16 protein-coding genes are annotated in these 22,586 nt (G+C 71.4%); 9 read left to right on the top strand and 7 right to left on the bottom strand.

Features of this window, described 5'->3' with window-relative positions; genetic code table 11:
• Positions 1 to 32 precede the first annotated feature (32 nt).
• Positions 33 to 749 (top strand): hypothetical protein, encoded by a 717-nt coding sequence (locus ABT114_RS23545; protein WP_351144794.1) that lies wholly within the window; start codon positions 33 to 35, stop codon positions 747 to 749.
• Positions 750 to 823: 74 nt separating this feature from the next.
• Here ABT114_RS23545 and ABT114_RS23540 read toward each other — a convergent pair whose 3' ends face one another.
• From ABT114_RS23540 to ABT114_RS23515, 6 genes are all read right to left on the bottom strand, one after another.
• The gene (locus tag ABT114_RS23540) at positions 824 to 1,114 is read right to left on the bottom strand and encodes a hypothetical protein (protein WP_351144793.1); all 291 of its coding nucleotides are present in this window, start codon (positions 1,112 to 1,114) and stop codon (positions 824 to 826) included.
• A 21-nt stretch (positions 1,115 to 1,135) separates the two neighbouring features.
• Positions 1,136 to 8,215 carry a hypothetical protein gene (locus ABT114_RS23535; RefSeq protein ID WP_351144792.1) on the bottom strand — a complete coding sequence of 2,360 codons (7,080 nt, stop codon included), beginning with the start codon at positions 8,213 to 8,215 and terminating at the stop codon, positions 1,136 to 1,138.
• Between the two features lie 280 nt (positions 8,216 to 8,495).
• A complete protein-coding gene (icmA, locus tag ABT114_RS23530; RefSeq protein ID WP_351144791.1) occupies positions 8,496 to 10,196 on the bottom strand; it encodes a coenzyme B12-dependent isobutyryl-CoA mutase large subunit in 1,701 nt (566 codons plus the stop codon).
• 75 nt (positions 10,197 to 10,271) lie between these two features.
• Positions 10,272 to 10,610, bottom strand: a complete 339-nt coding sequence (locus ABT114_RS23525) for a DUF3817 domain-containing protein (protein WP_351144790.1) — start codon at positions 10,608 to 10,610, stop codon at positions 10,272 to 10,274.
• A gap of 55 nt (positions 10,611 to 10,665) precedes the next feature.
• Positions 10,666 to 11,175 carry a MarR family winged helix-turn-helix transcriptional regulator gene (locus ABT114_RS23520; RefSeq protein WP_351144789.1) on the bottom strand — a complete coding sequence of 170 codons (510 nt, stop codon included), beginning with the start codon at positions 11,173 to 11,175 and terminating at the stop codon, positions 10,666 to 10,668.
• 11 nt (positions 11,176 to 11,186) lie between these two features.
• Positions 11,187 to 12,476, bottom strand: coding sequence for an MFS transporter (locus tag ABT114_RS23515; protein WP_351144788.1), 1,290 nt, complete (start codon positions 12,474 to 12,476; stop codon positions 11,187 to 11,189).
• Positions 12,477 to 12,553: 77 nt separating this feature from the next.
• Here ABT114_RS23515 and ABT114_RS23510 point away from each other — a divergent pair, with 77 nt between their 5' ends.
• Both ABT114_RS23510 and ABT114_RS23505 read left to right on the top strand, forming a co-directional pair.
• The gene (locus ABT114_RS23510; RefSeq protein WP_351144787.1) at positions 12,554 to 13,534 is read left to right on the top strand and encodes an ArsR/SmtB family transcription factor; all 981 of its coding nucleotides are present in this window, start codon (positions 12,554 to 12,556) and stop codon (positions 13,532 to 13,534) included.
• A 163-nt stretch (positions 13,535 to 13,697) separates the two neighbouring features.
• The gene (locus tag ABT114_RS23505; protein ID WP_351144786.1) at positions 13,698 to 15,680 is read left to right on the top strand and encodes a zinc ribbon domain-containing protein; all 1,983 of its coding nucleotides are present in this window, start codon (positions 13,698 to 13,700) and stop codon (positions 15,678 to 15,680) included.
• Positions 15,681 to 15,737: 57 nt separating this feature from the next.
• On the opposite strand, the gene ABT114_RS23500 is transcribed toward ABT114_RS23505, so the two are convergent.
• The gene (locus ABT114_RS23500; protein ID WP_351144785.1) at positions 15,738 to 17,378 is read right to left on the bottom strand and encodes an FAD-dependent oxidoreductase; all 1,641 of its coding nucleotides are present in this window, start codon (positions 17,376 to 17,378) and stop codon (positions 15,738 to 15,740) included.
• Between the two features lie 262 nt (positions 17,379 to 17,640).
• Here ABT114_RS23500 and ABT114_RS23495 point away from each other — a divergent pair, with 262 nt between their 5' ends.
• From ABT114_RS23495 to ABT114_RS23470, 6 genes are all read left to right on the top strand, one after another.
• Positions 17,641 to 18,801 carry a SchA/CurD-like domain-containing protein gene (locus ABT114_RS23495; protein ID WP_351144784.1) on the top strand — a complete coding sequence of 387 codons (1,161 nt, stop codon included), beginning with the start codon at positions 17,641 to 17,643 and terminating at the stop codon, positions 18,799 to 18,801.
• Positions 18,802 to 18,873: 72 nt separating this feature from the next.
• Positions 18,874 to 19,317 (top strand): cupin domain-containing protein, encoded by a 444-nt coding sequence (locus ABT114_RS23490; protein WP_351144783.1) that lies wholly within the window; start codon positions 18,874 to 18,876, stop codon positions 19,315 to 19,317.
• The gene (locus tag ABT114_RS23485) at positions 19,314 to 20,582 is read left to right on the top strand and encodes a beta-ketoacyl-[acyl-carrier-protein] synthase family protein (RefSeq protein WP_351144782.1); all 1,269 of its coding nucleotides are present in this window, start codon (positions 19,314 to 19,316) and stop codon (positions 20,580 to 20,582) included. Before ABT114_RS23490 ends, ABT114_RS23485 begins: the two co-directional genes overlap by 4 nt.
• Entirely contained in the window at positions 20,579 to 21,829 is a 1,251-nt protein-coding gene (locus ABT114_RS23480) for a ketosynthase chain-length factor (RefSeq protein ID WP_351144781.1), read from the top strand. The genes ABT114_RS23485 and ABT114_RS23480 overlap by 4 nt, the downstream gene beginning before the upstream one ends.
• Before the next feature lie 13 nt (positions 21,830 to 21,842).
• On the top strand, positions 21,843 to 22,100 hold the full coding sequence (locus tag ABT114_RS23475; protein ID WP_351144780.1) for an acyl carrier protein: 258 nt from the start codon (positions 21,843 to 21,845) through the stop codon (positions 22,098 to 22,100).
• 1 nt (position 22,101) lies between these two features.
• Positions 22,102 to 22,581 (top strand): SRPBCC family protein, encoded by a 480-nt coding sequence (locus tag ABT114_RS23470; RefSeq protein ID WP_351144779.1) that lies wholly within the window; start codon positions 22,102 to 22,104, stop codon positions 22,579 to 22,581.
• The last annotated feature ends 5 nt before the right edge of the window (positions 22,582 to 22,586 follow it).

Below are 22,586 nucleotides of genomic sequence, written 5' to 3'. Positions count from 1 at the left end.
GCTTCACCCCGCGAGAAACGTCAGGAATAAGCATGAGATTGCGAAGGGTCCTTCCGGTCGTCGCCCTACTGCCGGCCCTCCTTGTGATATCCGCGTGCAGTGGTTCGGACGGATCCGACGACAAGAAGGTCACGCCGACCGCAAAAAGCACGCCGAGTGCGGAGGCGAAGGCCGCCGTCGAGGCCAAGCGGATCGGCGCGATGGACCCGCAAACCCTGGAAAAGGCGACGATCTCCGGGAAGAGCAAGGGCTTCGAGTTCAAGCAGGTCTCCAAGGCGGACGCCGAGGCGGGCCGGGACATGAAGGCCGACAAAACCGAATGCCAGCCGATCGCGAGCCTCGCCGGCGGCTACACCCACATCGAAGCGGTAAGCGTGGAACACCGCTCCCTGGAACCCTCCGAGGCGACGAACGCCACCATCGGCTCGATGTGGCTCGCCTCCCACTCCGAGAAGAACGCCAAGCTGGTCATGTCCGACCTGCGCACCTCCCTGAAGAAGTGCGACGGCTTCAAGACGCTCGGCCTCACCTACAAGGACGTGAAGCAGCTCAAGGACCCGGACCTCGGGGACGACGCGGTCAGCTACCGCATCACGAACGTCGTCGCCAAGCAGACGGTGCCGATGACGTACACGGTGGTGCGGAAGAACGGGGTGATCGCGGCGTTCTACGGCGTCAACATGCTGACGCCGAAGGACAGCGCGATCCCGGAGCCGGTGATCGAGGAGCAGTTGGCGAAGCTGGGCTGACGATCGCGCCGACTGCTTTCCCGTGAAAGAGGGCCGCCCGGGCGGGCGGCCCTCTTCCGTTTCCGTACCTCGGGTCAGTCACCCAGGAATAGCAGGTAACCGCTCCTCTTGTAGACCCACTCCGCACTCTCGCGGAGTTTCCGCAGGACCGGCGTCAACTGGCCCTCGGGAAACTCGTCCATTTCCCGAAGCAGTTGCAACGCCTGCTTGTAGTTGAACAGCGTGTCCCGGAACTCGCTGATGCCCCAGCGGACACTGGCTTCCGGAGCATCCGCGACAAATCTGAACAGGGACAGTTCGTCGTCGTCCTCGAAGACGGACTCGACATGCTTTCCTCCGTTCAGAACTCGGACTGCAATGGACACCGGCAGACTCCTTGAGGCGATTTACTTGGGGTACATGGTCACGACGGTGCCGTAGATGGAGATGACGATCTCGACCATAGTGGTGGCGGAACCGCCCTGCCTCGTCGAACCGATGTGTCCGAGCCCGGGGTCGAAGGCGCAGACCCGGTAGGCGGGCGCCGAACCCTGGTGCCAGTCCGACAGGGAACTACACTTCTGCGCCGCCTTCATGAAGATCTCCAGCAGACGCTCGTCGCTCGTGTCGTCGTTCCAGAGGCCCTTTCCGGCGTCCACCTTGGAGCCGCCCCTGAAGTGGTAGTCACGGACGTCGTCGTAGAACCAGTCGGTCATCTCCACCGGCCCGTCCCCGTCGCAGAGGTCGGGAACGTGCCACGACGGGACGTCGTCGTCATCGTCGTCGGTGGCGGTGGCGGCCACCCGCATCAGCTGGGTCGACTTCCCGTCGACCAGGCAGGAGGCCGCGACCTTCCGCATCTTGAGCAGGATGCCTTCGTACTTCTGCACGATGCGCTTGGCGAACTTCGTCGAGTCGAGGAAGGCGTCGATGCCCTTGCCGATCCGGTACAGCGCCTTGGCGACCGGGCCGACCTTCGAGAGCGGCACGGCCACGGCGCCGACCACGTCAACCAGAGCCCACATGCAGCTCTCGAAGTCGCCGGTCTCCAGGCATGCCTTGATGTTGTCCAGACCGAACACCTGGATGAGGATCTCGCCCTGGTTGTCGATGACCCAGTCGATGACGTCCTTCGCGGAGAGGTTGCGCATCGCGTTGTACTCGTCGACGCACTCCTGACCGCAGTACAGCTTCAGGAGTTCGATGTCGTCGTCCGAGAGCACCGGTCCGACGTACGCGGAACCGTCCCGGACAATCTGCGCGCGCTCCTGCTGCGCCCGTTCACGCTCGGCCGCCTGTGCACGCGTCGCCGCCGCGTCCGCTTCCTCGGCCAGATTCTGGGCGTTCGTCGCCGCCGCTTCGGCCGCCGTGGCGTCCGTTTCGGCCTGAGTGGCGGTGGCACGCGCGCTCGCGGCGTCGTTCTCGGCCGTGGTCGCGGCGGAACGGGCGCTCGCGGCGTCCTTCTCCGCTTCCGTGGCCTCTCGGTCGGCCGCGGCCGCGTCGGACTCGGCCTCGTTCGCCGCGAAGTTGGCGTAGATGGCGTCGTCGCCGGCCTGCTGTGCGTAGGCAGAGGCGTTGTTCGCCGCCGTCTGTGCCGCCTTGGCGGCTGTCTCGGCCTCCTTCGCCGCCTTCTGGGCCCGCGTCACCGCACGCGCGGCGCGCTCGGCGTCCTTGGCCGCGGCGGCTGCGGCTTCGAGGGCCAGCTTGGAGTCGGCTGCCGCCTGTTCGGCGAGACGCTGGGCCTCCGTGGCGAACCCTGCCGCTTCGAGGGCCTTGGCCTCTGCGGCCGCGGCCTGCTGCTCCGAGAGGGTCAGCGCGCTCTGGCCGGTCAGCACCGCGAACGCCGCGGACGAGTCGGTCTGCTGATAGGGCGTACCGATCGCGATGGCCTCGTTCGCCGGGACCGCGGCCTGGGTGGCCGTATCCCGTGCCGCCAGCGCGGACTGCGCGGTGGCGTAGGCCTGTGCGGCCGTCTCGGCGGCCCACTTGGCCGTCTCGGCGGCTTCGTCCTTGGCCGCTGTCGCCTCCGCCTTCGCGGTGGCCGCCGCCGCGGACGCCTTCTTGGAGTCCGCCTCGGCGTTCTTGGCGTTCTGCGCCGCCGCCTCGGAGGCGTCGATGGCCTCCGCCGCCGCAGCGTGTGCCATCGCGGCCGAACCGGCCGCGGTGAGGTAGGCCGCCCAGGCGTTGTCGGCGGACGCGCGCGACCGGGTCGCGGCGCCCTGCGCACGGGTCGCGGCGGCCCTGGCCGCGATCGCGGCGTCGGTCGCCTCGTTCGCTGCGGCTCGTGCCGCAACCGCCGCGGTCGTGGCCTCGTCCGCTGCGGCCCGGGCCTCGGTGGCCGCGGCCCTGGTGCTCTCGGCGTCCTCCGTGCCTTCCGCCGCGGCCGCGGCAGCCTCCGTGGCCGCAGCCCGTGCCTCGGCGGCCTTCTGGTCACGCTCGGCGACGACCGCGCGGTCACGCGCCGCCTTGGCCTCCGCCTCGGCGTCCTGCGCTCTGGCCAGACCGTTGGCCGCCGTGGTACCAGCTGTCTCCGCGTCCGCGCGTGCCGAGCTGGCCCTGCCCTGCTCTTCGAGGGCCACCGCTTCGGCGGCCTCGGCCCTGGACCGCTGCTGCTCGGCCTCCGCGCGCGCGGCGGCCGCGTTGGCGCGCTCCATCTCCGCCTCGGCACGCTCGGCCTGGGCCGTGGCCGCCGCCTGGCGGGCCTTCTCCTCCTCCTTCTCTGCGGTGGCCTGCGCGGCCTTGGCCTTCGCCGCGTTGGCCTCGGCCTCGTCGGCCTGCTCGTCCGCGCTGTCCGCGGCGGCCTTCGCCTGGGCGGCGGCCTCCTGAGCGGCGATGCGGTGGAACTCGGTGTTCACCGCGTGGGTCTCCGTCTGGGCCAGGGCGAGCAGCGCCTTGACGTCGGAGACAGTGGCGTTGGTGGCGTTGAGCGCCGTCTCGGTCGCCTTCTCGGCGGCCTGGGCGGCCGCGCCGGAGGCGCGGGCGACCTGGACCGACTGCTGGGCGTACGTCAGGCCCCGGCCGCGCGGCACACCGGCGGCGTCGGCGATGTCGTACGCCTGCTGCTGCGCGGTCACCGCGCGGGTGGCGGCGGTGGACGCGGCGGTGGCCTGCTGCTTGGCGGAGGTGACCAGCGCCTGCACCTTGCCACGGGCGCGGGCCAGGTCGGTGTTGGCCTGGTCGAACAGCGCCTGCTTGGGCTTGAAGATGTTGTCCGGTTCGGCCTCGAGCGTGTCGTGCCAGTACTTCTGCCAGAGCAGGATCTGCTCGGCGAGCCAGGCCTGGCCGATGGCCTCGATCATGTTGTCGGTGGCGGCCCGGGTGGCGGCGGAGGCGTCGGCTTCCGCCTGGATGATCGCGGCGCGCGGGGCGGCCTGGGCGGCGTACTCCGCGTTCCACTCGGCGGTCGCCGTGGAGACGACGGACGCGAGGGCGTTGTGCGGGTCCACCGGGTCCGCGCTGTCGCAGGACGACCAGGCCTGCTTGAGGTTCTCCACCTCGATGCGGTACTCGGCGGAGTCCACGGCGGGAGCCTTGGTCAGGAAGCCGCCGTGCTTCAGGTAGGAGGCGATGTCGGTGGACGTGGTGCCGCCGGAGAAGCGGGTGTTGGTCAGGTTCGACTCGCGCAGCATGATGTCCGCCGCGTAGTCGTTCCAGGAGTCCTTGCCCCGGTTCTGCTCGGTGATCTGCTTGGCCTGCGCGATGGCGTCCGCGCCGGCGTTGCTGTGGCCGTCCCAGCCGAGGCGGCCCGCGAGTTCCTCCTGGGTGAAGAGGGTGAACTGCAGGATGTCCGAGTCGAACTCGGGCGCGTGCAGCGAGATCTCGTCGCTGAAGGAGCTGAGCGCGTAGGGGCGGTTGGCGTCCTCCAGGCCGGCCTTGCGGGCGGCGGAGGCGTCCCGGTAGGCGAGGGCCGCGGCGCGGTCCTCGTCACTGGCCTGGCCGAGGGGTTCGAGTCCGATCCAGCCGATGTCGCCGACGACGGTGTGCAGTTCGTCGGCGGTGCCGGACAGGCCCTCGATGGCCTTGGCCTTCATGTTGGCGCCACCGACGTGCAGGGCGACACCCGCGACACACTGCTCCAGGCGGGGCGTGCTGCGGACGCTGCTGATGACCTCGGTCAGCTCGGTCAGCCTGCGCTGGGCGTCGTAGGCGTCGGTGAAGACCTGCCGGATGCCGGTGCTGACCTTCTCGATGGCCTCGGCGAGGGCGGGGATGCGGCCGACGATCACGGCGGAGGACGGAATGTCGACGAGCGACCACAGGCAGCTCTCGGTTCCGTCGAAGGTCAGGCACTCCTTGACCTTCGTGGCGCCGAGCTCGTCGAGGAGGATCTGGCCGCCGTTGGCGGCGGTCCACTCCAGGACGTCGACCGACACGGCGGCGAGTCCGTCGTTGTACTCGTCGACGCAGGTCTGGCCGCACTCGTCGAGGAGGATCTGCTCCTCCTGTTCGCCGAGTGCGGGCCAGTTGTCGGCCCCGCCCGCGATGGGCGTGTTGCCGTCCTTGAGGGCGTCCTCCAGGTCGGCCTCGTTCTGTTCGCGCTGTTCCTGTTCGGCCTGTTCGGCGGCGTCCTCGGCCGCCGTGCTGTCGGCGTCGGCGTCGGCCGCCTTCGCCTCGGCGTCCTTGGCGTCCTGTTCCGCCTGGGCCGCCTCGTTCTCCGCGTCACCGGCGGCGCCGGCCGCCCGCTCTGCGGCCTCTCCGGCCTTCACGGCGTCGCGCTCGGCCTCGGTGGCCTCACGGTCGGCCTGGGCGGCCTCGGTGTCGGTCTCGTTGGCGGTGAGACGGGCGCTGACGGCGTCCGAGCCGGCCTGCTGGGCGTACCCGGAGGCGGAGTCGGCGGCCTTCTGCGCGGCCTTCTGCGCGACCGTGGCCTCCGCCGCGGATGCCTGGGCCCGGGTCACGGCCTGTGCGGCGCGCACCGAGTCGGTGGCTGCCTGGGCGGCGGCCTCGGCGGCGAGCTTGGCGTCGCCGAGTGCCTGGTCGGCCGCCTGCTGGGCGGCTTCGGCGGCGTCGGCTGCCTCGGCTGCCTTGGCCTCGGCCGCGGCGGCCTGCTGCTCCGCCAGGGACTTCGAGGACTGGCCGACGAGCACGGCGAACGCGGCCGAGGAGTCCGTCTCCCGGTACGGAGTTCCGACGGCCACGGCGTCGTTGGCGGCGGCGACCGCCTCGGTGGCGCTGTCGCGGGCCGCGAGCGCGGACTGTCCGGCGGCGTAGGCACGGCCGGCCGCGGTACCGGCGGTCTCGACGGCGGATGCTGCCTCGGTGCCTGCGGCGGTGGATTCCGCCGCGGCCTTCTTGGCCAGTTCGGTGGCGTTCTCCGAGGCGGTGGCGGCGTTGTCGGCCCGGGTGGCGGCGTCCTGGGCGGCGTCCAGGGCCTCGGCGGCCGCGGCGTGCGCGGTCGCGGCGGCGCCGGTCGCCTTCAGGTAGGCCGACCACGCCTTGTCGGCGTCGGCCTGGGCGCGTTCGGCCGCGCCCTCCGCCTTGGTGGCGGCGGAGCGGGCGGTGACCGCGGCGGCGGTGGCGTCGTTCGCGGCGGTCTGCGCGGCGGTGGCGGCGGTCGCCGCCTGGTCCGCGGCGGTGCGTGCCTTGTCGGCGGCCTCCCTGGTCTCGGCGGCGGCCGCGCTGCCCTCGGCAGCCGTGGCGGCGGCCTGGAGGGCCGCGGCGCGGGCGGCGGTGGCCTGCTTCTTCTGCAGTGCGGCGACGGCCGCCTCGCGCGCGGTCTGGGCGGCCTTCGCCTTCGCGTCGGCGGTGGCGCGCTTGTCCTTGGCGGTGTCGGCGGCGGTGCCGGCGGCCGTCTTGGCGTCCTGCGCGGCCGTCTTCTGGGTCTCGGCCTCCGTTTCGGCCGTCTGCGCCTTGGTGCGCTCGGTGGCGGCGCTGACGCGGGAGGCTACGGCGGTGGCGTGCTCCAGTTCGGCCTTGGCGCGCTGGGTCTGCGCGGTGGCGGCGGCGTCGTGGGCCTTGTCGCTCTTCGCCTCGGCGGTGGCCTGGGCGGCCTTCGCGTCCGTGGCGCTGTCGGCGGCGGCCTCGGCGTTGGCGTCCGCGGTGTCGGCGGCGGCCTTCGCCTGGGCGGCGGCCTCCTGCGCGGCGATCCGGCGGAACTCGGTGTTCACCGCGTGCGACTCGGTCTGTGCCTTGGCCAGCAGGGTGTCGCTGTCGGCGACGGTGGCGTTGGCGGCCTCCAGCGTGGTCCGCGTCGCCTTCGCGGCGGCCTCGGCGGCCGCGCCGGAGGCACGGGCGACCTGGACCGACTGCTGGGCGTACATCAGACCCCGGCCGCGCGGCACGTTGCCGGTGTCGGCGATGGCCCACGCCTCCTGCTGGGCCGTCACGGCCTTCTGGGCGGCGGTGGCGGCGGCCTCGGCGTGGTCGTCGGCGGAGGTGACCAGGGCGGCCACCTTGCCGCGGGCACTCGCCAGGTCGGCCGCCGCCTGGTCGTACATCGCCTGGTCCGGCGGGTCCAGGGCCTCGGGGTCCGCGGCGAGCTTGTCCTGCCAGTACTTCTGCCAGGTCAGGATCTGCTCGGCCAGCCAGGCCTGCCCGATGGCCTCGATCATGTCGTCGGTGGCCTCACGGGTGTGCGCCGCGGCGTCCGCCTCCGCCTGGATGATCGTGGCGCGCGGGGCGGCCTGGGCGGCGTACTCCACCTCCCACTCGGCCATCGCGGTCATCACCGGGCCGTTGAGCACGCGACGGGCGTCGACCGGGTTCTGGTAGTCGCAGGCGGCCCAGGCCTGCTTGAGGTCCTCGACCTCGATGCGGTACTCCGCGGAGCCCTCGGCGGGCGCTTCGCTCAGGTAGCCGCCGTGCCGCAGGTAGGACGCGATGTCGCTGGCGGTGGTGCCACCCGAGAACTGCGTCTGGTCGAGGCTCGACTCCTGCAGCATGTCGTCGGCGGCCCAGTCGTTCCAGGTGTCCTGGCCGCGCTTCTCCTCGGTGATCTCCTTGGCCCGGGCTATCGCCTCGGCACTGGCGTTGCTGTGCCCGTCCCAGCCCAGGCGGCCCGCCATCTCCTCCTGCGTGAACAGGGTGAACTGGCGTACGTCCGCGTCGAATTCCGGCGCGTGCCACTGCATGTCGTCGCTGGTGTACGCGGACTGGACGTACGGCTTGTTGGCCGCGTCGAGCGCGTCGGTGCGGGCGTCGGAAGCGTCCCGGTAGTCGAGCGCCGCCTCCTTGTCGGCGTCGCGCGCCTGGCCCAGGGGGCCGAGCCCGATCCACCCGACGTCACCGACGACGGCGCGGAGTTCGTCGGCGCTGCCGGACAGCCCCTCGACGGCCTTCGCCTTCATGTTGGCGCCGCCGTAGTGCAGGGCCACGCCGGTGAGACAGCGGTCGAGGCGCGCCGCCTCACTGATGCTGTTGCGGTAGAAGCCGGTGTCCTCCTCGGCCGTGTCGGCGGAGGCGGGCACGGTCTGTATCAGACCGGCGAACAGAGCGACGGCGGTGACGAGTGCCGTCCCCGCCGTCCCTCTGGTGAGAGTGTCGCGCAAGCGCTTTCGGCGCCTGCCGTAGGATCTTCCCGATGACATGTAGTTTACCTAACTAATGTCCTGAAGGGTCGACAGTCCCCGGATGCACGCATGGGGGTCCGGAACACTGCCGCTGGCGAGGGACGCTCTCACGCTCAGGTTCACCAAGGGAAGATCAAGGAATCTTCACCAAGAACCCACAGGACACCAGGGGCAGACAAAATGATCACACCCGTAACAAGATCGTTACGGGTGTGATCCAGCTGTGCGGAAGCTGGGAAAGCGCCGAAACGGCGCCCGTTCAGAACCCCGCGGGCTCCGTGTACACCCCCCATTCATCCCGCAGCACCCCGCAGATCTCCCCCAGCGTCGCCTCCGCCCGTACGGCGTCCAGCATCGGGCCGATCATGTTCGAGCCGTCGCGCGCGGCGGCGAGCATCGCGTCCAGCGCCGAGCGCACAGCCATGTCGTCCCGCGCCGCCTTGCGGGACGCCAGCACCCGCACCTGCTCCCGCTCCACCTCATGGCTGACCCGCAGGATCTCCAGGTCCCCGGTCACTGAGCCGGTGTGGACGTTCACGCCCACGACCCGCTTGTCGCCCTTCTCCAGGGACTGCTGGTAGCGGAACGCCGCCTCCGCGATCTCCCCGGTGAACCACCCGTCCTCGATCCCCCGCAGGATCCCGGAGGTGACCGGCCCGATCGGGTGCCGCCCGTCGGGGTGCGCCCGCAGGCCCCGCTCCTTGATCTGCTCGAAGATCTTCTCGGCGTCGGCCTCGATCCGGTCGGTGAGCTGCTCGACGTACCAGGAACCGCCCAGCGGGTCGGCCACATTGCCGACGCCGGTCTCCTCCATCAGCACCTGCTGGGTGCGCAGCGCGATCTCCGCCGCCTGCTCGGAGGGCAGGGCGAGGGTCTCGTCGAGGGCGTTGGTGTGCAGCGAGTTGGTGCCGCCCAGCACCGCCGCCAGCGCCTCCACCGCCGTACGCACCACGTTGTTGTACGGCTGCTGCGCGGTCAGTGAGACACCGGCGGTCTGCGTGTGGAAGCGCAGCCACTGCGCCTTCTCGGACTGCGCGCCGTACACGTCCCGCATCCAGCGCGCCCAGATCCTGCGCGCCGCGCGGAACTTGGCGATCTCCTCGAAGAAGTCGACGTGCGCGTCGAAGAAGAAGGACAGGCCGGGCGCGAAGACGTCCACGTCGAGGCCGCGGCTCAGGCCGAGCTCCACGTAACCGAAGCCGTCGGCCAGCGTGTACGCCAGCTCCTGCGCGGCCGTCGACCCGGCCTCGCGGATGTGGTAGCCGGAGACGGACAGCGGCTTGTAGGCGGGGATGCCGGCCGCGCAGTGCTCCATCAGGTCGCCGATGAGGCGCAGATGCGGCTCGGGCTGGAAGAGCCACTCCTTCTGGGCGATGTACTCCTTGAAGATGTCCGTCTGGAGCGTGCCGTTGAGGACGGCCGGGTCCACGCCCTGCCGTTCGGCGGCGACCAGGTACATGCAGAAGACGGGGACGGCCGGGCCGCTGATCGTCATCGACGTCGTGACGTCACCCAGCGGGATGTCCTTGAACAGGACCTCCATGTCGGCGGCCGAGTCGATGGCGACCCCGCAGTGCCCGACCTCGCCCAGCGAGCGCGGGTCGTCGGAGTCGCGGCCCATCAGCGTCGGCATGTCGAAGGCGACGGAGAGCCCGCCCCCGCCGTTGGCGAGGATCATCTTGTAGCGCTCGTTGGTCTGCTCGGCGTTGCCGAACCCGGCGAACTGCCGGATGGTCCACGTTCGCCCCCGGTAGCCGGTCGGGTACAGCCCGCGGGTGAAGGGGTACTCCCCGGGCCAGCCGATCCGCTCGAAGCCCTCGTAGTGATCCCCGGGCCGGGGACCGTACACCGGCTCCACGGGATCGCCGGAGAGCGTGGTGAAGTCAGCGTCGCGCTTGCGTGCGGCGTCGTACCGGGCCTGCCAGCGTCGGCGGCCCTCCTCGATGGCGTCAGCGTCCATACCTTCGAATTTACTAGGACGTCCTAGTAAATGTCGATGGGCAACCGCCGCACGGCACCCGTACGGCGGTGTGGGTTACACCTTGGCGACCGCGGGGGAACCCTCCGCGACCTTCGCCTCCAGCTCGCGGCTGATCTTCCGCTCCACGAAGAACGCGGCCGTCGGGATCGTCCCGGCGATCAACACCCACAGCTGGCGGCCCACGGGCCACTTCGCCTTGGAGCCGAGGTCGAAGGCGAAGACCAGGTAGACGACGTACAGCCAGCCGTGTGCGATGGCGACGACACGGGTGAAGTCGGCGGCGCCGTCGACGTCGAGGCCGTACTTGGCGATCATGCTCAGGCACAACAGGACGAGCAGCACACCGGTGACGTAGGCCATGACGCGGTAGCGCGTCAGCACGCTTTTCTTCATGCCGACGAGCGTAACCGTCCGTTCCGGGAGATCTTGTCCCGGGTCGCGGCCTGTCCTACTGCTCGTCGAAATCCTTCGCCGCGACCCGCAGCGGCCGCAGCATCGCGAAGATCTCCCCGCACTCCTCGGCGTCGTACACGCCGAGCCCGAAGTCCATCGCCATCAGGTCACGGGTGGCCGCCTCGACCACCTCGCGACCCTTGTCGGTGATGGAGGCGAGGGTGCCGCGGCCGTCGTTGGGGTTGGGGCGCTTGTCCACCAGGCCGGACCTGACCAGCCGGTCCACCGTGTTCGTCACCGACGTCGGGTGCACCATGAGCCGCTCGCCGATCTTGGACATCGGCAGCTCACCCGCCTTGGAGAAGTTCAGCAGCACCAGCGCCTCGTACCGCGCGAACGTCAGCCCATAGGGCTTGACGACCGCGTCGACCTCGGCGAGCAGGATCTGCTGCGCGCGCATGATCGAGGTGATCGCGGCCATGGAAGGCACGTTTCCCCAGCGCTGCTTCCACAGTTCGTCGGCGCGGGCGATGGGATCGAAGGGGAGACTGAGGGGCTTCGGCACGGCACCAGACATTACCCGCCGGTCATATCGCGGTCAGCCCCGTCTCGCCTTTCGGTCCGCCAGGTCTGTACCGCGAGCACCACGCAGCACAGCGTGCCCAGCGCCCCGGCGCCCGCGACCGCCGCGGTCACGCCCACGGCCTCGGCCGCCGCACCGGCCAGCGCCATGCCCACGCCCTGGACCGTCATCAGCCCGGCGGTCAGCAGGGTCATGGCCCGGCCGCGCAGCTCCTCCGGCACGTCCCGCACGAACCACTGGTCCAGGCCGAGCGTGTACGCGGAGCCCGCACCCGAGATCAGGAGCAGCAGCAGCGAGAGGGCGAGGCCGGGGTGGAGGGCGTAGCCGAGGTAGGGCAGCAGGGTGAGGCAGACCAGCGGGAGCGCGACGCGTTCCCGGGTGGCGGGCCGCAGCCGCGCGCCCGCGAACAGCTCCCCGGCGATCGTGCCGACCGGCAGCGCGCACATCAGCAGACCGAGGCCGGTGGAGCCGACGCCGAGGTCGTCGGCGTAGGGCGCGGCCAGCGCCTCCGGTGCGACGGAGAACATCGGCGGCACCCAGAAGAGCAGGAGCAGCACCCGTACCCGCCGGTCGGCCAGCACCTGCCGGGCGCCCCTGAGGGAGTCCCCCACCAGGGCGCCCGTGTCCCGTGCCCGGGCCGGGCGGCGCCGGGTGCCGAAGCGCAGCAGGGCCGCCGAGGCGAGGAAGGTGCCGATGGTGACCAGCAGCGCGTGGCGCGGGGAGACGGCGGTGAGCAGCAGGCCGCCCAGCCCGTAGCCGACGAGCAGCGCGCTCTGCGCGACGATCCGCAGCAGGGAGCGGCCGAGGACGAACAGGTCACCGTCGCCGAGGATGTCGGCGAGCGTGGCCATGCGGGTCCCGGAGAACACCGGTGAGACGACGGCCAGGACGCAGCGCAGCGCGAGCAGCGCCGCGATGGGCGCGCCCGGCGCCACCATCAGCGCCACACATCCGGCGCAGACGAGGTCGCACACCACCAGCACGCGTCGGGCCGGGTAGCGGTCGGCAACGCCGGCGAGCAGGGTGCCGCCGACCAGGTACGGCAGGAAGCCGAGCGCGAAGGCCAGCGCGCTCAGCAGGGGCGAGCCGGTGAGGTCGTAGACCAGGACGGACAGCGCGATCTCGCTGACCACCACGCCGAGCATGGACAGCAGATGGGCGGCGAAGACGGCCCGGAACTCGGGGACCGCGAAGACGCGGGCGTATCCCGTGGGCGGTGCGGGATCGGGGGCGGGGGCGGAGGGGGCGGGCAGGGTCGTCGTGGCCTCGGGTTCTTCCGGCATGAGCAGCAGCGTGCGGCCGCGAGGACCGGTATCCGTAGAGTTTCGGCACAGGCCGAATCTTCTGGGGTGGTGGCGTCGTGCCGGTGCGTCTGCACTTCGGGGAGGACGACTTCCTCCGCTGCCGGTTCGCGCTCTCCCCGCTGTGGGAGACGCAGGAAGTGGTGCGCACCCTCAAGCGACCCGACCGGCACGGCTACCACGCCCACTGGCTGCGCCGGATCCGGACCGCGGCCGACGCGCTGGACCTGACCGGCCTGTGGCTGCTGATGCCGCGCCGCGGCCACTCCCCCGACTGGCTGGGCTCGCCTCCCATCGGCCCGGCGGCCGGCTTCGAGGAGGAGATCGCCGCGGTCCGCGCCGCCGATCCCGAGGCGGCCCGCGCGGACACGGCACGGTCGCTCGCGGACACCCCGGGCGCGCTGGACTCGCCGCGGGGCCGGGCGTGGCTGGCGGACCCGGCACGCATGATCCGGGAGCTGTCCGACACGTTGGAGGAGGTCTGGCACACCCTCCTCGCCCCGGACTGGCCCCGGCTGCGGGCCCTGCTGGAGGCGGACATCGCCTTCCACTCACGCCGGCTGGCCGAGGTCGGTCTCGGCGGGGTGCTGCCGGAGATCAACCGGCGCTGCGGCTGGCACGCCGGGACGCTGACCGTCGAGGCGCACGTCGAGTACGAGCGGCACCTCGGCGGGCAGGGGCTGGTGCTGATGCCGAGCGTGTTCAGCTGGCCGGACGTCATCAGCGGCTTCGACCCGCCCTGGCAGCCGACGCTCGTCTACCCGGCGCGGGGTATCGGCGGCCTGTGGGCCGAGCCGGCGGACCGGCTGTCCGAGGCGCTCGTACGGCTGCTGGGGCGCGGCCGGGCCGCCGTGCTGACGGCGCTGGACGAGGCCGCCACCACGACGGCCCTCGCGCACCGGTTGGGGCTCGCACCGTCGTCGGTGTCCGCGCATCTGACGGCCCTGCGCGACGCGGGCCTGCTGACCGCGCGGCGGTACGGGCATCAGGTGCTGTACGAGCGGACACCCCTGGGGATCGCGCTGGCCTCGGGAGGCTGATGTGTTTCCTTTGGAATCCGTAGCGATGCATCGTCCGTCGGTGCGGCGCCGTGTGTCCGGTACCGGTTTCGGTGTCGTATCTGAGTGCGTGGATCGAATGCGTGACCTTTTCGCGGGAGCGTCGTTGATCGGATGACAGCACTGCGGGTGGGAAGGGGGGTCGGTGAGCCGGAAGCTGCCGCTCGGCGAGGGCGAGACGGCCCGGACGGTCTGTGCTCGTGGACTGTTGCGTACGGGCGTGGTGGAGAAGACCGGCGAGGTCCTGTCGGCCGCTGTGCTGGTACAGCGGGTGGGTTGGGCCGCCGATCTGGTGTCCGGTATGGCGGCCGAACTGCTGGCCGGGCACTGGAACGCCACCGATGTGGACGTCCTGGCTTCGGGTGAGGACGCGGGCGGGCGGAAGCTGCCGTCGAACGCGTGGATGGCGCTGCGCCGACTGGGCTGGACGGCCGCCCCGGCCCAGGGCGTGAGGGTCAACGACCGGATGGTGCGCATGGCCCAGGAGCAGGCCGGGCGCGCCCTGCGCTCGGCCCACTGGCGGGCCGAACTGACCTGCGCAGTACTTGAGACGTGGCCGGGCGATCCGGGCAGGCGCACCCCTGAGGAGTGGCACCGGGTACGCGAGGCGATCCCCGGGGGCCGGCATCTCCCGTCGGGTGTGATCCGCTCCCGCACGCGGCAGATCACCGCCTTCGCCACACAGCACGGCCGCCTGCCAGCCGATGTGTTCGAGCTGGAGACTGCGCCCCGGGCAGCGCGGATGCTGCTGCTGTCGGCGTGCGACGGCCAGCAGGCCACCATCGAACGCGGCGAGGACGACCCACAGCGGGCTCTGCTGCGCCTGCAGTTGCCCACCCGGCCCGAACCGCGTTCCTACCGGGACTGGACCTGGGTGGCCTGCCCCGTCACGCTGCCGCCCACCATCCCGCCCGGCGCCGTGCTGCACCTGCCCACCCTGCGCCCCGCGGGCAGCAAGGTACGCGCCGACCTGGCCTACACCCACGCCGTGCCGAAGACGTCCCGCACCGGCCACACCGTGGCGCTCGGCGTGGACTGGGGCCTGAACACCCTGCTGTCCGCGGGCGCCGCCCGGCTGCACGACGACGGGCACATCACCGCGCTGGGGCACGGTGCCCAGTTCCGGGCCGCCGGGATCCTCGCGAAGCAGCACCGCCTGCGCCGCCTGTCGGAGCACCTGCACACCAAGGCCGACCACATCGAGCGGCTCATCGACGCCGACGAGCAGCATGAGCTGTCCGGCAGACATCAGCTGCTGCAAGACGAGCTCCGTTTCGTGTCCGGCCGCAGGTCGAACCTCAACGACGCCCTCGCCCGGGCCGCCGCCCGCTGGACGGTGGACCAGGCCATCGCCACCCAGGCCACGGTGATCTACCTGGAAGACCTGCGTTCGATGGAAGCGGGCGGCATGGGCCGCACCATGAACACGCGCCTGTCCCAGACGGTGCGCGGGCAGATCGCCGACCGCATCCGGCACCTGGCCGCCGAGGCGGGGATCGCCGTCGTCACCGTCCCGCCCCGGAACACCTCCCGGCACTGCCCCCGTTGCCTGAGCCCGCTGCGGCACCGCAAGGCCCCCGACCGCCCCACCGTGCAGGGCTGGAAGTGGGCCCTGTGCCCCGACCGGGCCGGATGCGGTTGGCAGGGCGACCGCGACCACGGCGCCTGGCAGCGCATCGCCGCACGCGGCCTCACGCATCAGGCCCGGACCGTCACCGACCGGACCACCGTGCAGATGGTGATCCGTACGGTGGTGGACACGTTCGAAACCCAAGCGGTCATCACCGAGCCCCCTGAGTCCCGCCGGACCGACCGGTCCAAGACCGGCCCCACCCGGCGGAAAACCACACGCCCCGCGCCCAGGCGACGCAGGGCACCCTCCCCCACCGGCCCCTGCGGCCCGGCGGGCAAGCGTCCGGAGGGACACGCATCAACGGACCGGAGACGACTGCCCCGCGCAGCCCACCGGCACCAGGGCGTGACAACGATCAGCACACCCACCACCAGCCGACACCGGCCACGAGGAGCAACACTGGGCGCGGGCTTCCACCTGCACGCCCACGCCACCCCTCCGCAGTGGGCACAACCCACGCCAGACGCTATGTCTGACATGGGATCACTAAGCTGATCAGAGACGCTGAGATCCCTCAGGGGTGCCGTTCTTCCGATCCTGCGGCTGCGAGCCTCAGACCAGGTCCAGCAGGGATGCCATGAGGTCGTACAGCGTGGTCTCCGGATCGGCCACCGAGCCCTCCGAGCGCCATGCGACATATCCGTCGGGCCTCACCAGCACCGCGCCCCGCGGTGTCGTGCCGTGGAGTTCGGACCAGTCCGTGGCGTCCTGGGGGGCGAGGTCCGCGTGCGGGCCCTTGCCGATGCGGTACGAGTCGAGGCGTACCGCGAGGCGTTCGGCGACCTTGCTCGCCGCCGTGTGCCATGCGTCGTCGTCGGCGCCGCTGAGCAGCACGAAGGAGCGCTCGTACAGGTCGAGCGTGGACGTGCGGACGCCGGTGCGCAGGAGCCACATGTGCGGGGCGCGGCTGCCGGGTTCGCCGGTCATCGCCATCTGCTCGGGCACGACCGGGCCCTGGGGGTCGGTGCCGGCGACGGCACCGCGCGGATAGCGGTAGCCCAGGGCCACCTTGAGGACGCCGCCCTGTCGTCCACCGCCGCCGGCCGCACCGGGCGCGGGGGCGTAGCCCGGGTGGCTGTGCTCCACGGAGCGGGCGGCGGCACGCGCGCTCGTCGCCTGCGCCACGGGCAGCCGCTCCGCCTCGTAGGACTCCAGCAGCCCGGGCCCTGCCCACCCGTTCAGCACGGCGGCGAGCTTCCAGGCGAGATTGTGCGCGTCCTGGATGCCGGTGTTGGAGCCGAACGCCCCGGTCGGCGACATCTCGTGGGCGGAGTCCCCGGCGAGGAAGATCCGGCCCGCCGAGTACCGCTCTGCGACCCGCTGCGCCGCGTGCCACGGCGCCTTGCCGGTGATCTTCACGTCCAGATCCGGGACGCCGACGGCCCGGCGGATGTGGGCGGCGCACCGCTCCTCGGTGAAGTCCTCCAGCGTCTCGCCCCGCTCGGGGTGCCAGGGGGCGTGGAACACCCACTTCTCCACGTTGTCCACCGGCAGGAGTGCCCCGTCCGCCTCCGGGTCGGTCAGGTAGCAGCAGATGAAGCGCCGGTCGCCGACCGCGTCCGCGAGACCACGGGAGTCGAAGGTGATGCTCACGTTGTGGAACAGGTCACCGGGACCCGTCTGGCCGATGCCCAGGCCCTCACGGACGGGGCTGCGCGGACCGTCGGCCGCGATGAGGTACTCGGCCCGTACGGTGGTGTGCGCGCCGGTGTCCCGGTTCTTGACGACCGCGGTGACCCCGTCGCGGTCCTGGTCGACGGAGAGCAGCTCGGTGGAGAACCGGATGTCGCCGCCGAGGTCGCGGGCACACTTCAGCAGCACCGGCTCCAGGTCGTTCTGGCTGCACAGGCACCATCCGCTCGGGCTGAAGCGGGCCAGACCGCCGCCCGGGTCGATCTCCTTGAACAGCCATTCGCCCTCGTCGCCGACGAGGGACGGGGTCTGCATGATGCCGTGGTTGTCGGCCAGGGTCGACGCGGCCTCCCGGATCCGCTGTTCGGCCCCGGCGACCCGGAACAACTCCATCGTGCGCACGTTGTTCCCGCGCCCACGTGGGTGCATCGAGGTGCCCGAGTGCTTCTCGACGACCAGGTGCGGGACGCCGAGACGGCCCAGGAACAGTGAGGCGGACAGGCCCACGAGAGAGCCCCCCACGACGAGAACGGGCACGTGGTGGTCGACTTCTTCGTTCATCAATGCCTCCAGCAGCGGACCCCGGCTACAGGGCTTCCATGGACCCCCGGCTACAGGGCTTCCATGCCCCGGCGGGAGGGGTTCGCTCGCCCCATTCACCCGACTGGTTCAGCCGGTTCGTCACCCGCTTCGCCCGGGTGGTCACCCACGTGGTTCACGCGACTCGCGCCGTCCTCCAGACCGAACCACGATCGGGTTCCGGGCTGATCGCCGCTCCCGACACCGGGAGCGCCCCGGCTGTCACCGAGGAGATGGGTGCTGAATGACCATCACGGAACGAGTAACGGAACGTGTCACGGAACGTGTGTCGGAGCGTGTGTCGCAGTCCGCGTTCGACGGCTCCCGCCTGCGGGTCGTCCTGCTGCTGGACCTTCACGACGGCGCCCAGAAGCAGTTCCTGGAAGCCTACGAGCAGCTGCGCAACCAAGTGGCCTCCGTGCCCGGCCACATCAGCGACCAGCTGTGCCAGTCGATCGAGAACCCCTCGCAGTGGCTCATCACCAGCGAGTGGGAGAGCGCCCCGCCGTTCCTGGCCTGGGTGAACAGCGAGGAGCACGTCGAGACGGTCCAGCCGCTGCACAGCTGCGTCCGTGACACCCGCTCCCTGCGCTTCAGCGTCCTGCGCGAGACGGGCAACGTCTCCCCGCCGCTGCCCGAGTCGGAGAAGGGCCACCTCCAGCCGACGGCACGGCTCGGCGACGGCGTGGTGCGCCACGCCCTCACCTTCACGGTGAAGCCGGGCAGCGAGCGGATCGTCGCCGAGATCCTCTCCGGATACTCCTCGCCGCAGGCGCAGGTCGACGAGAACACCCGGCTGCGCCGCACCTCGCTCTTCATGCACGGCAACCGGGTGGTCCGGGCCATCGAGGTGGAGGGCGACCTGATGGCCGCCCTGCGCCATGTGTCCCGGCAGCCCGAGGTCCGGGCGGTCGAGGAGGCCATCAACCCCTATCTGGAGCAGGACCGGGACCTCAGCGATCCGGGATCGGCCCGGGTCTTCTTCACCCGGGCGGCGCTGCCCGCGGTGCACCACGTGGCGATCGGCACCGGCGAGCCGTCCGACGTGAAGCGGCACGCGCTGTTCTACCCGGCGAAGGCGGGGAACGGCATGGCCCTGGCGCGGCTGCTCGCCCGCGAGGACGAGGCGGCGGCCGACGACCCCGCCAACCCCGTGCACGGCAGCACGATCTTCCAGCGCGACGACATCGTGGTCCGCCTGGTCGACGTACGGGGCGACATCGAGCACGACCCCGTCCTGGCCCTCGGTCTCAAGGGCGACCGCAACGGGGCTGTCCTGACCCGCCTGCTCGACGGCGACGCGCTCGGCGTCTACGGGGCGCCGGAGACCGAGAAGGACATCGCGCACTTCCTGGAGCGGTCCGACATGCAGCTGATCACCGACCGCACCTCATCGGGCTCCTGACCGGAGCGTCCGGCCCGGCCCGCGGCCGGACGCGCAGGCGCCGTCGGCACACACCAACCGGAGGAAACACACATGACCACGCCCCGCCCACGCATCGTGGACCTGAGCGAGACCGAGCCAAACACCCGGCGCGGAGGTGATCTGCGCGCCATGCTCACGCCCACCGCGGTGGGCGCCAAGAGCGGCTTCATGGGCCTCGCCATCATCCAGCCCGGCGACCGCATCGGGGAGCACTACCACCCGTATTCCGAGGAGTTCGTCTACGTCGTGAACGGAGCGCTCGAAGTCGACCTGGACGGCGAGACGTTCCCGATCCGGGCCGACCAGGGCCTGCTGATCCCGATCAACATGCGGCACCGCTTCCGCAATGTGGGCGATGTGGAGGCCCGGATGGTCTTCCACCTGGGCCCGCTGGCGCCGCGCCCCAAGCTCGGCCACGTCGACACCGAGGTGACCGACGAGATGGAGGGAGCCGGACAGGCCTTGACGCCCGCGCGAGCCGAGGCGGTGTCATGACCCGGCGCGTGGCGGTCACCGGCGTCGGCATCGTGGCCCCGGGTGGCGTGGGCGTACCGGCGTTCTGGGACCTCCTGGCGAACGGCCGCACCGCGACGAGGGGCATCACGCTCTTCGACCCGGCGGGTCTGCGTTCGCGTATCGCGGCCGAGGTCGACTTCGACCCGGCCGCCCACGGAATCGACGCGGCGACGAGCGAACGTGCCGACCGCTATGTCCAGTTCGCCATGGTCGCCGCCCGGGAGGCGGTGCGCGACGCGGGACTCGACCCGGAGAAGGAGGATCCCTGGCGCATGGGGGTGTCCCTGGGCACCGCCGTCGGTGGCACCACGCGCCTCGAAAACGACTACGTGGCGGTCAGCGAGACCGGGCGGCGGTGGGATGTCGACCACCGACTGGCGGGTCCCCATCTGCACCGCGCGTTCTCCCCGAGCGCCCTCGCCTCCGAGGTCGCCGAGCAGTTCGGGGCCGGCGGCCCGGTGCAGACCGTCTCCACGGGCTGCACCTCCGGCCTCGACGCGATCGGCTACGCCTTCCACGCAGTACAGGAGGGCCGGGTCGACGTCTGCATAGCCGGCGCCTCGGACTCGCCGATCTCACCGATCACGATGGCGTGCTTCGACGCCATCAAGGCGACGTCCCCGAACAACGACGACCCCGCGCACGCCTCCCGGCCGTTCGACAAGGACCGCAACGGGTTCGTCATGGGCGAAGGCGGAGCCGTACTGATCCTGGAGGAGCTCGAACACGCCCGTGCCCGCGGCGCGCACGTGTACTGCGAGATCGGCGGCTACGCCACCTTCGGCAACGCCTACCACATGACCGGTCTCACCCGGGAGGGCCTGGAGATGGCGCGCGCCATCGACGACGCGCTGGCCCACGCCCGCCTGGACGGCTCCGCCATCGACTACGTCAACGCCCACGGCTCCGGCACCCAGCAGAACGACCGGCACGAGACGGCCGCGGTGAAGCGGTCGCTGGGCGATCACGCGTACCGGACGCCGATGAGCTCGATCAAGTCGATGGTGGGCCACTCCCTGGGCGCCATCGGGGCGATCGAAGTCCTGGCCTGTGTCCTGGCCCTCGTCCACCAGGTCGTGCCGCCGACGGCGAACTACACGACCCCGGACCCCGAGTGCGACCTCGACTACGTGCCACGCACCGCACGCCAGGCCAAGCTGCGCAACGTGCTGTCCGTCGGCAGCGGCTTCGGCGGCTTCCAGTCCGCGGTGATCCTGACCCGACCAGATGGGAGCACGCGATGAAGCCACAGCGAGATCGGCGCGCCGTCGTCACCGGCATAGGTGTCGTCGCCCCCAACGGGCTGAGCACCGAGACCTTCTGGAAGTCCACGCAGGACGGCGTCAGCGTCCTGGACCGGGTGACCCGCGAGGGGTGTGAGCACCTGCCCCTGCGGATCGCCGGCGAGGTCCGCGGATTCGATCCGGCGGCACTGATCGAGGAGCGGTTCCTGGTCCAGACGGACCGGTTCAGCCACTTCGCGATGGCCGCCGCCGACGGCGCGCTGGCGGACGCCCGGCTCGGCCGCGCCGACACCGAGCGGGATCCGTTCGCGGTCGGCGTGGTCACCGCCGCGGGATCCGGCGGCGGCGAGTTCGGGCAGCGGGAACTGCAGCGGCTGTGGGGGCAGGGGCCCAGATTCGTGGGTCCGTACCAGTCCATCGCCTGGTTCTACGCGGCGAGCACCGGCCAGGTGTCCATCCGCGGCGGCTTCAAGGGGCCGTGCGGCGTGGTGGCCAGCGACGAGGCCGGTGGCCTGGACGCCCTGGCGCACGCCGCCCGGGCGGTCCGGCGGGGCACCGACGTGGTCGTGGCCGGTGCCGCCGAGGCTCCGCTGGCGCCGTACTCGATGGTCTGCCAGCTCGGCTACGAGGACCTCAGCACCAGCGACGACCCGACGCACGCCTACCGGCCCTTCACGGACGGCGCGCGCGGGTTCGTGCCCGCCGAGGGCGGCGCCATGCTCGTCGTCGAGGCGGAGACGGTCGCGCGGGAGCGGGACGCCACCGTCCGGGCGTTCGTCGCCGGGCACGGGGCGAGCTTCACCGGCGCGTCCCGCTGGGAGCAGTCCCGGGAGGGGCTGGCCCAGGCGATCCGGGTCGCCCTCGACGAGGCCGGGTGCGCTCCCGAGGAGGTCGACGTCGTCTTCGCGGACGCGTTCGGGGTGCCGGCGGCCGACCGTGCCGAGGCGCTGGCGATCGCCGACGTCCTGGGCGGGCACGGCCGGCGGGTGCCGGTGACGGCACCCAAGACCGGGATCGGCCGGGCGTACTGCGGGGCGCCGGTGCTGGACGTGGCGGCGGCGGTGCTCGCCATGGAACACGGCCTCGTGCCGCCCACGCCGAACGTCTTCGACCCCTGCCACGACCTCGACCTGGTGACCGGGCGTGCCCGCCCCGCCGAACTGCGCACGGCGCTGGTCCTCAGCCGGGGACTCATGGGCTCCAACGCGGCACTCGTGCTGCGGCACGGCGCCCATGCCCTCTCATGAGAAGGAGAAACAGATGGACAACCAACTGAGCGTCCAGGAACTGGCCGCTCTGATGAAGAAGGCGGCCGGCGTCACCGTCGACGCGACGGAGCTGGCGGACCGGCTCGACTCCGGCTTCGACGAGTTCGGGCTGGACTCGCTCGGCCTGCTCGGCATCGTCGGCGAGCTGGAGAACAACCACGGCATGGTCCTGCCGCCCGACGCGGAGCGCTGCAGGACCCCGCGTGAGTTCCTCGACGTCGTCGGCAGCAACGTAGTGGCGGGAGCCTGACATGGCCGGACACACCGAGAACGAGATCGTCATCGACGCCCCCCTGGACGTCGTCTGGGACATGACCAACGACATCGAGAACTGGCCGCAGCTCTTCAGCGAGTACGCGTCCGTCGAGGTCCTGTCCCGGGAGAACGGCAAGACCACCTTCCGTCTCACCATGCACCCGGACGACAACGGCAAGGTCTGGAGCTGGGTGTCGGAGCGGGAACCCGACCGGCCGAAGCTCACGGTCAACGCCCGCCGGGTCGAGACCGGGCCCTTCGCGTACATGAACATCAAGTGGGTGTACTCGGAGACCCCCGGCGGCACACGGATGCACTGGACGCAGGACTTCGCGATGAAGCCCGACGCGCCCGTCGACGACGCCTGGATGACCGACAACATCAACCGCAACTCGGTCGTCCAGCTGGAACTCATCCGGGACAAGGTCGAAAAGCGCGCCCGTGAGCGCGCGACCGCCTCCGTCACCACCGACTGAACCCT

It is taken from the genome of Streptomyces sp. NPDC002088, from assembly GCF_040296605.1.
Classification (GTDB): Bacteria; Actinomycetota; Actinomycetes; order Streptomycetales; family Streptomycetaceae; genus Streptomyces.
The sequence above is the reverse complement of the archived record's forward strand: the minus strand, read 5'-3'. Positions and strand labels throughout refer to the sequence as shown.

Coding starts and splice junctions, on each gene's coding strand:
- ABT114_RS23545 (WP_351144794.1), top strand. CDS start 33: ATGAGATTGCGAAGGGTCCTTCCGGTCGTCGCCCTACTGCCGGCCCTC.
- icmA (WP_351144791.1), bottom strand. CDS start 10,196: ATGGACGCTGACGCCATCGAGGAGGGCCGCCGACGCTGGCAGGCCCGG.
- ABT114_RS23525 (WP_351144790.1), bottom strand. CDS start 10,610: ATGAAGAAAAGCGTGCTGACGCGCTACCGCGTCATGGCCTACGTCACC.
- ABT114_RS23515 (WP_351144788.1), bottom strand. CDS start 12,476: ATGCCGGAAGAACCCGAGGCCACGACGACCCTGCCCGCCCCCTCCGCC.
- ABT114_RS23500 (WP_351144785.1), bottom strand. CDS start 17,378: ATGAACGAAGAAGTCGACCACCACGTGCCCGTTCTCGTCGTGGGGGGC.
- ABT114_RS23495 (WP_351144784.1), top strand. CDS start 17,641: ATGACCATCACGGAACGAGTAACGGAACGTGTCACGGAACGTGTGTCG.
- ABT114_RS23490 (WP_351144783.1), top strand. CDS start 18,874: ATGACCACGCCCCGCCCACGCATCGTGGACCTGAGCGAGACCGAGCCA.
- ABT114_RS23485 (WP_351144782.1), top strand. CDS start 19,314: ATGACCCGGCGCGTGGCGGTCACCGGCGTCGGCATCGTGGCCCCGGGT.
- ABT114_RS23480 (WP_351144781.1), top strand. CDS start 20,579: ATGAAGCCACAGCGAGATCGGCGCGCCGTCGTCACCGGCATAGGTGTC.
- ABT114_RS23475 (WP_351144780.1), top strand. CDS start 21,843: ATGGACAACCAACTGAGCGTCCAGGAACTGGCCGCTCTGATGAAGAAG.
- ABT114_RS23470 (WP_351144779.1), top strand. CDS start 22,102: ATGGCCGGACACACCGAGAACGAGATCGTCATCGACGCCCCCCTGGAC.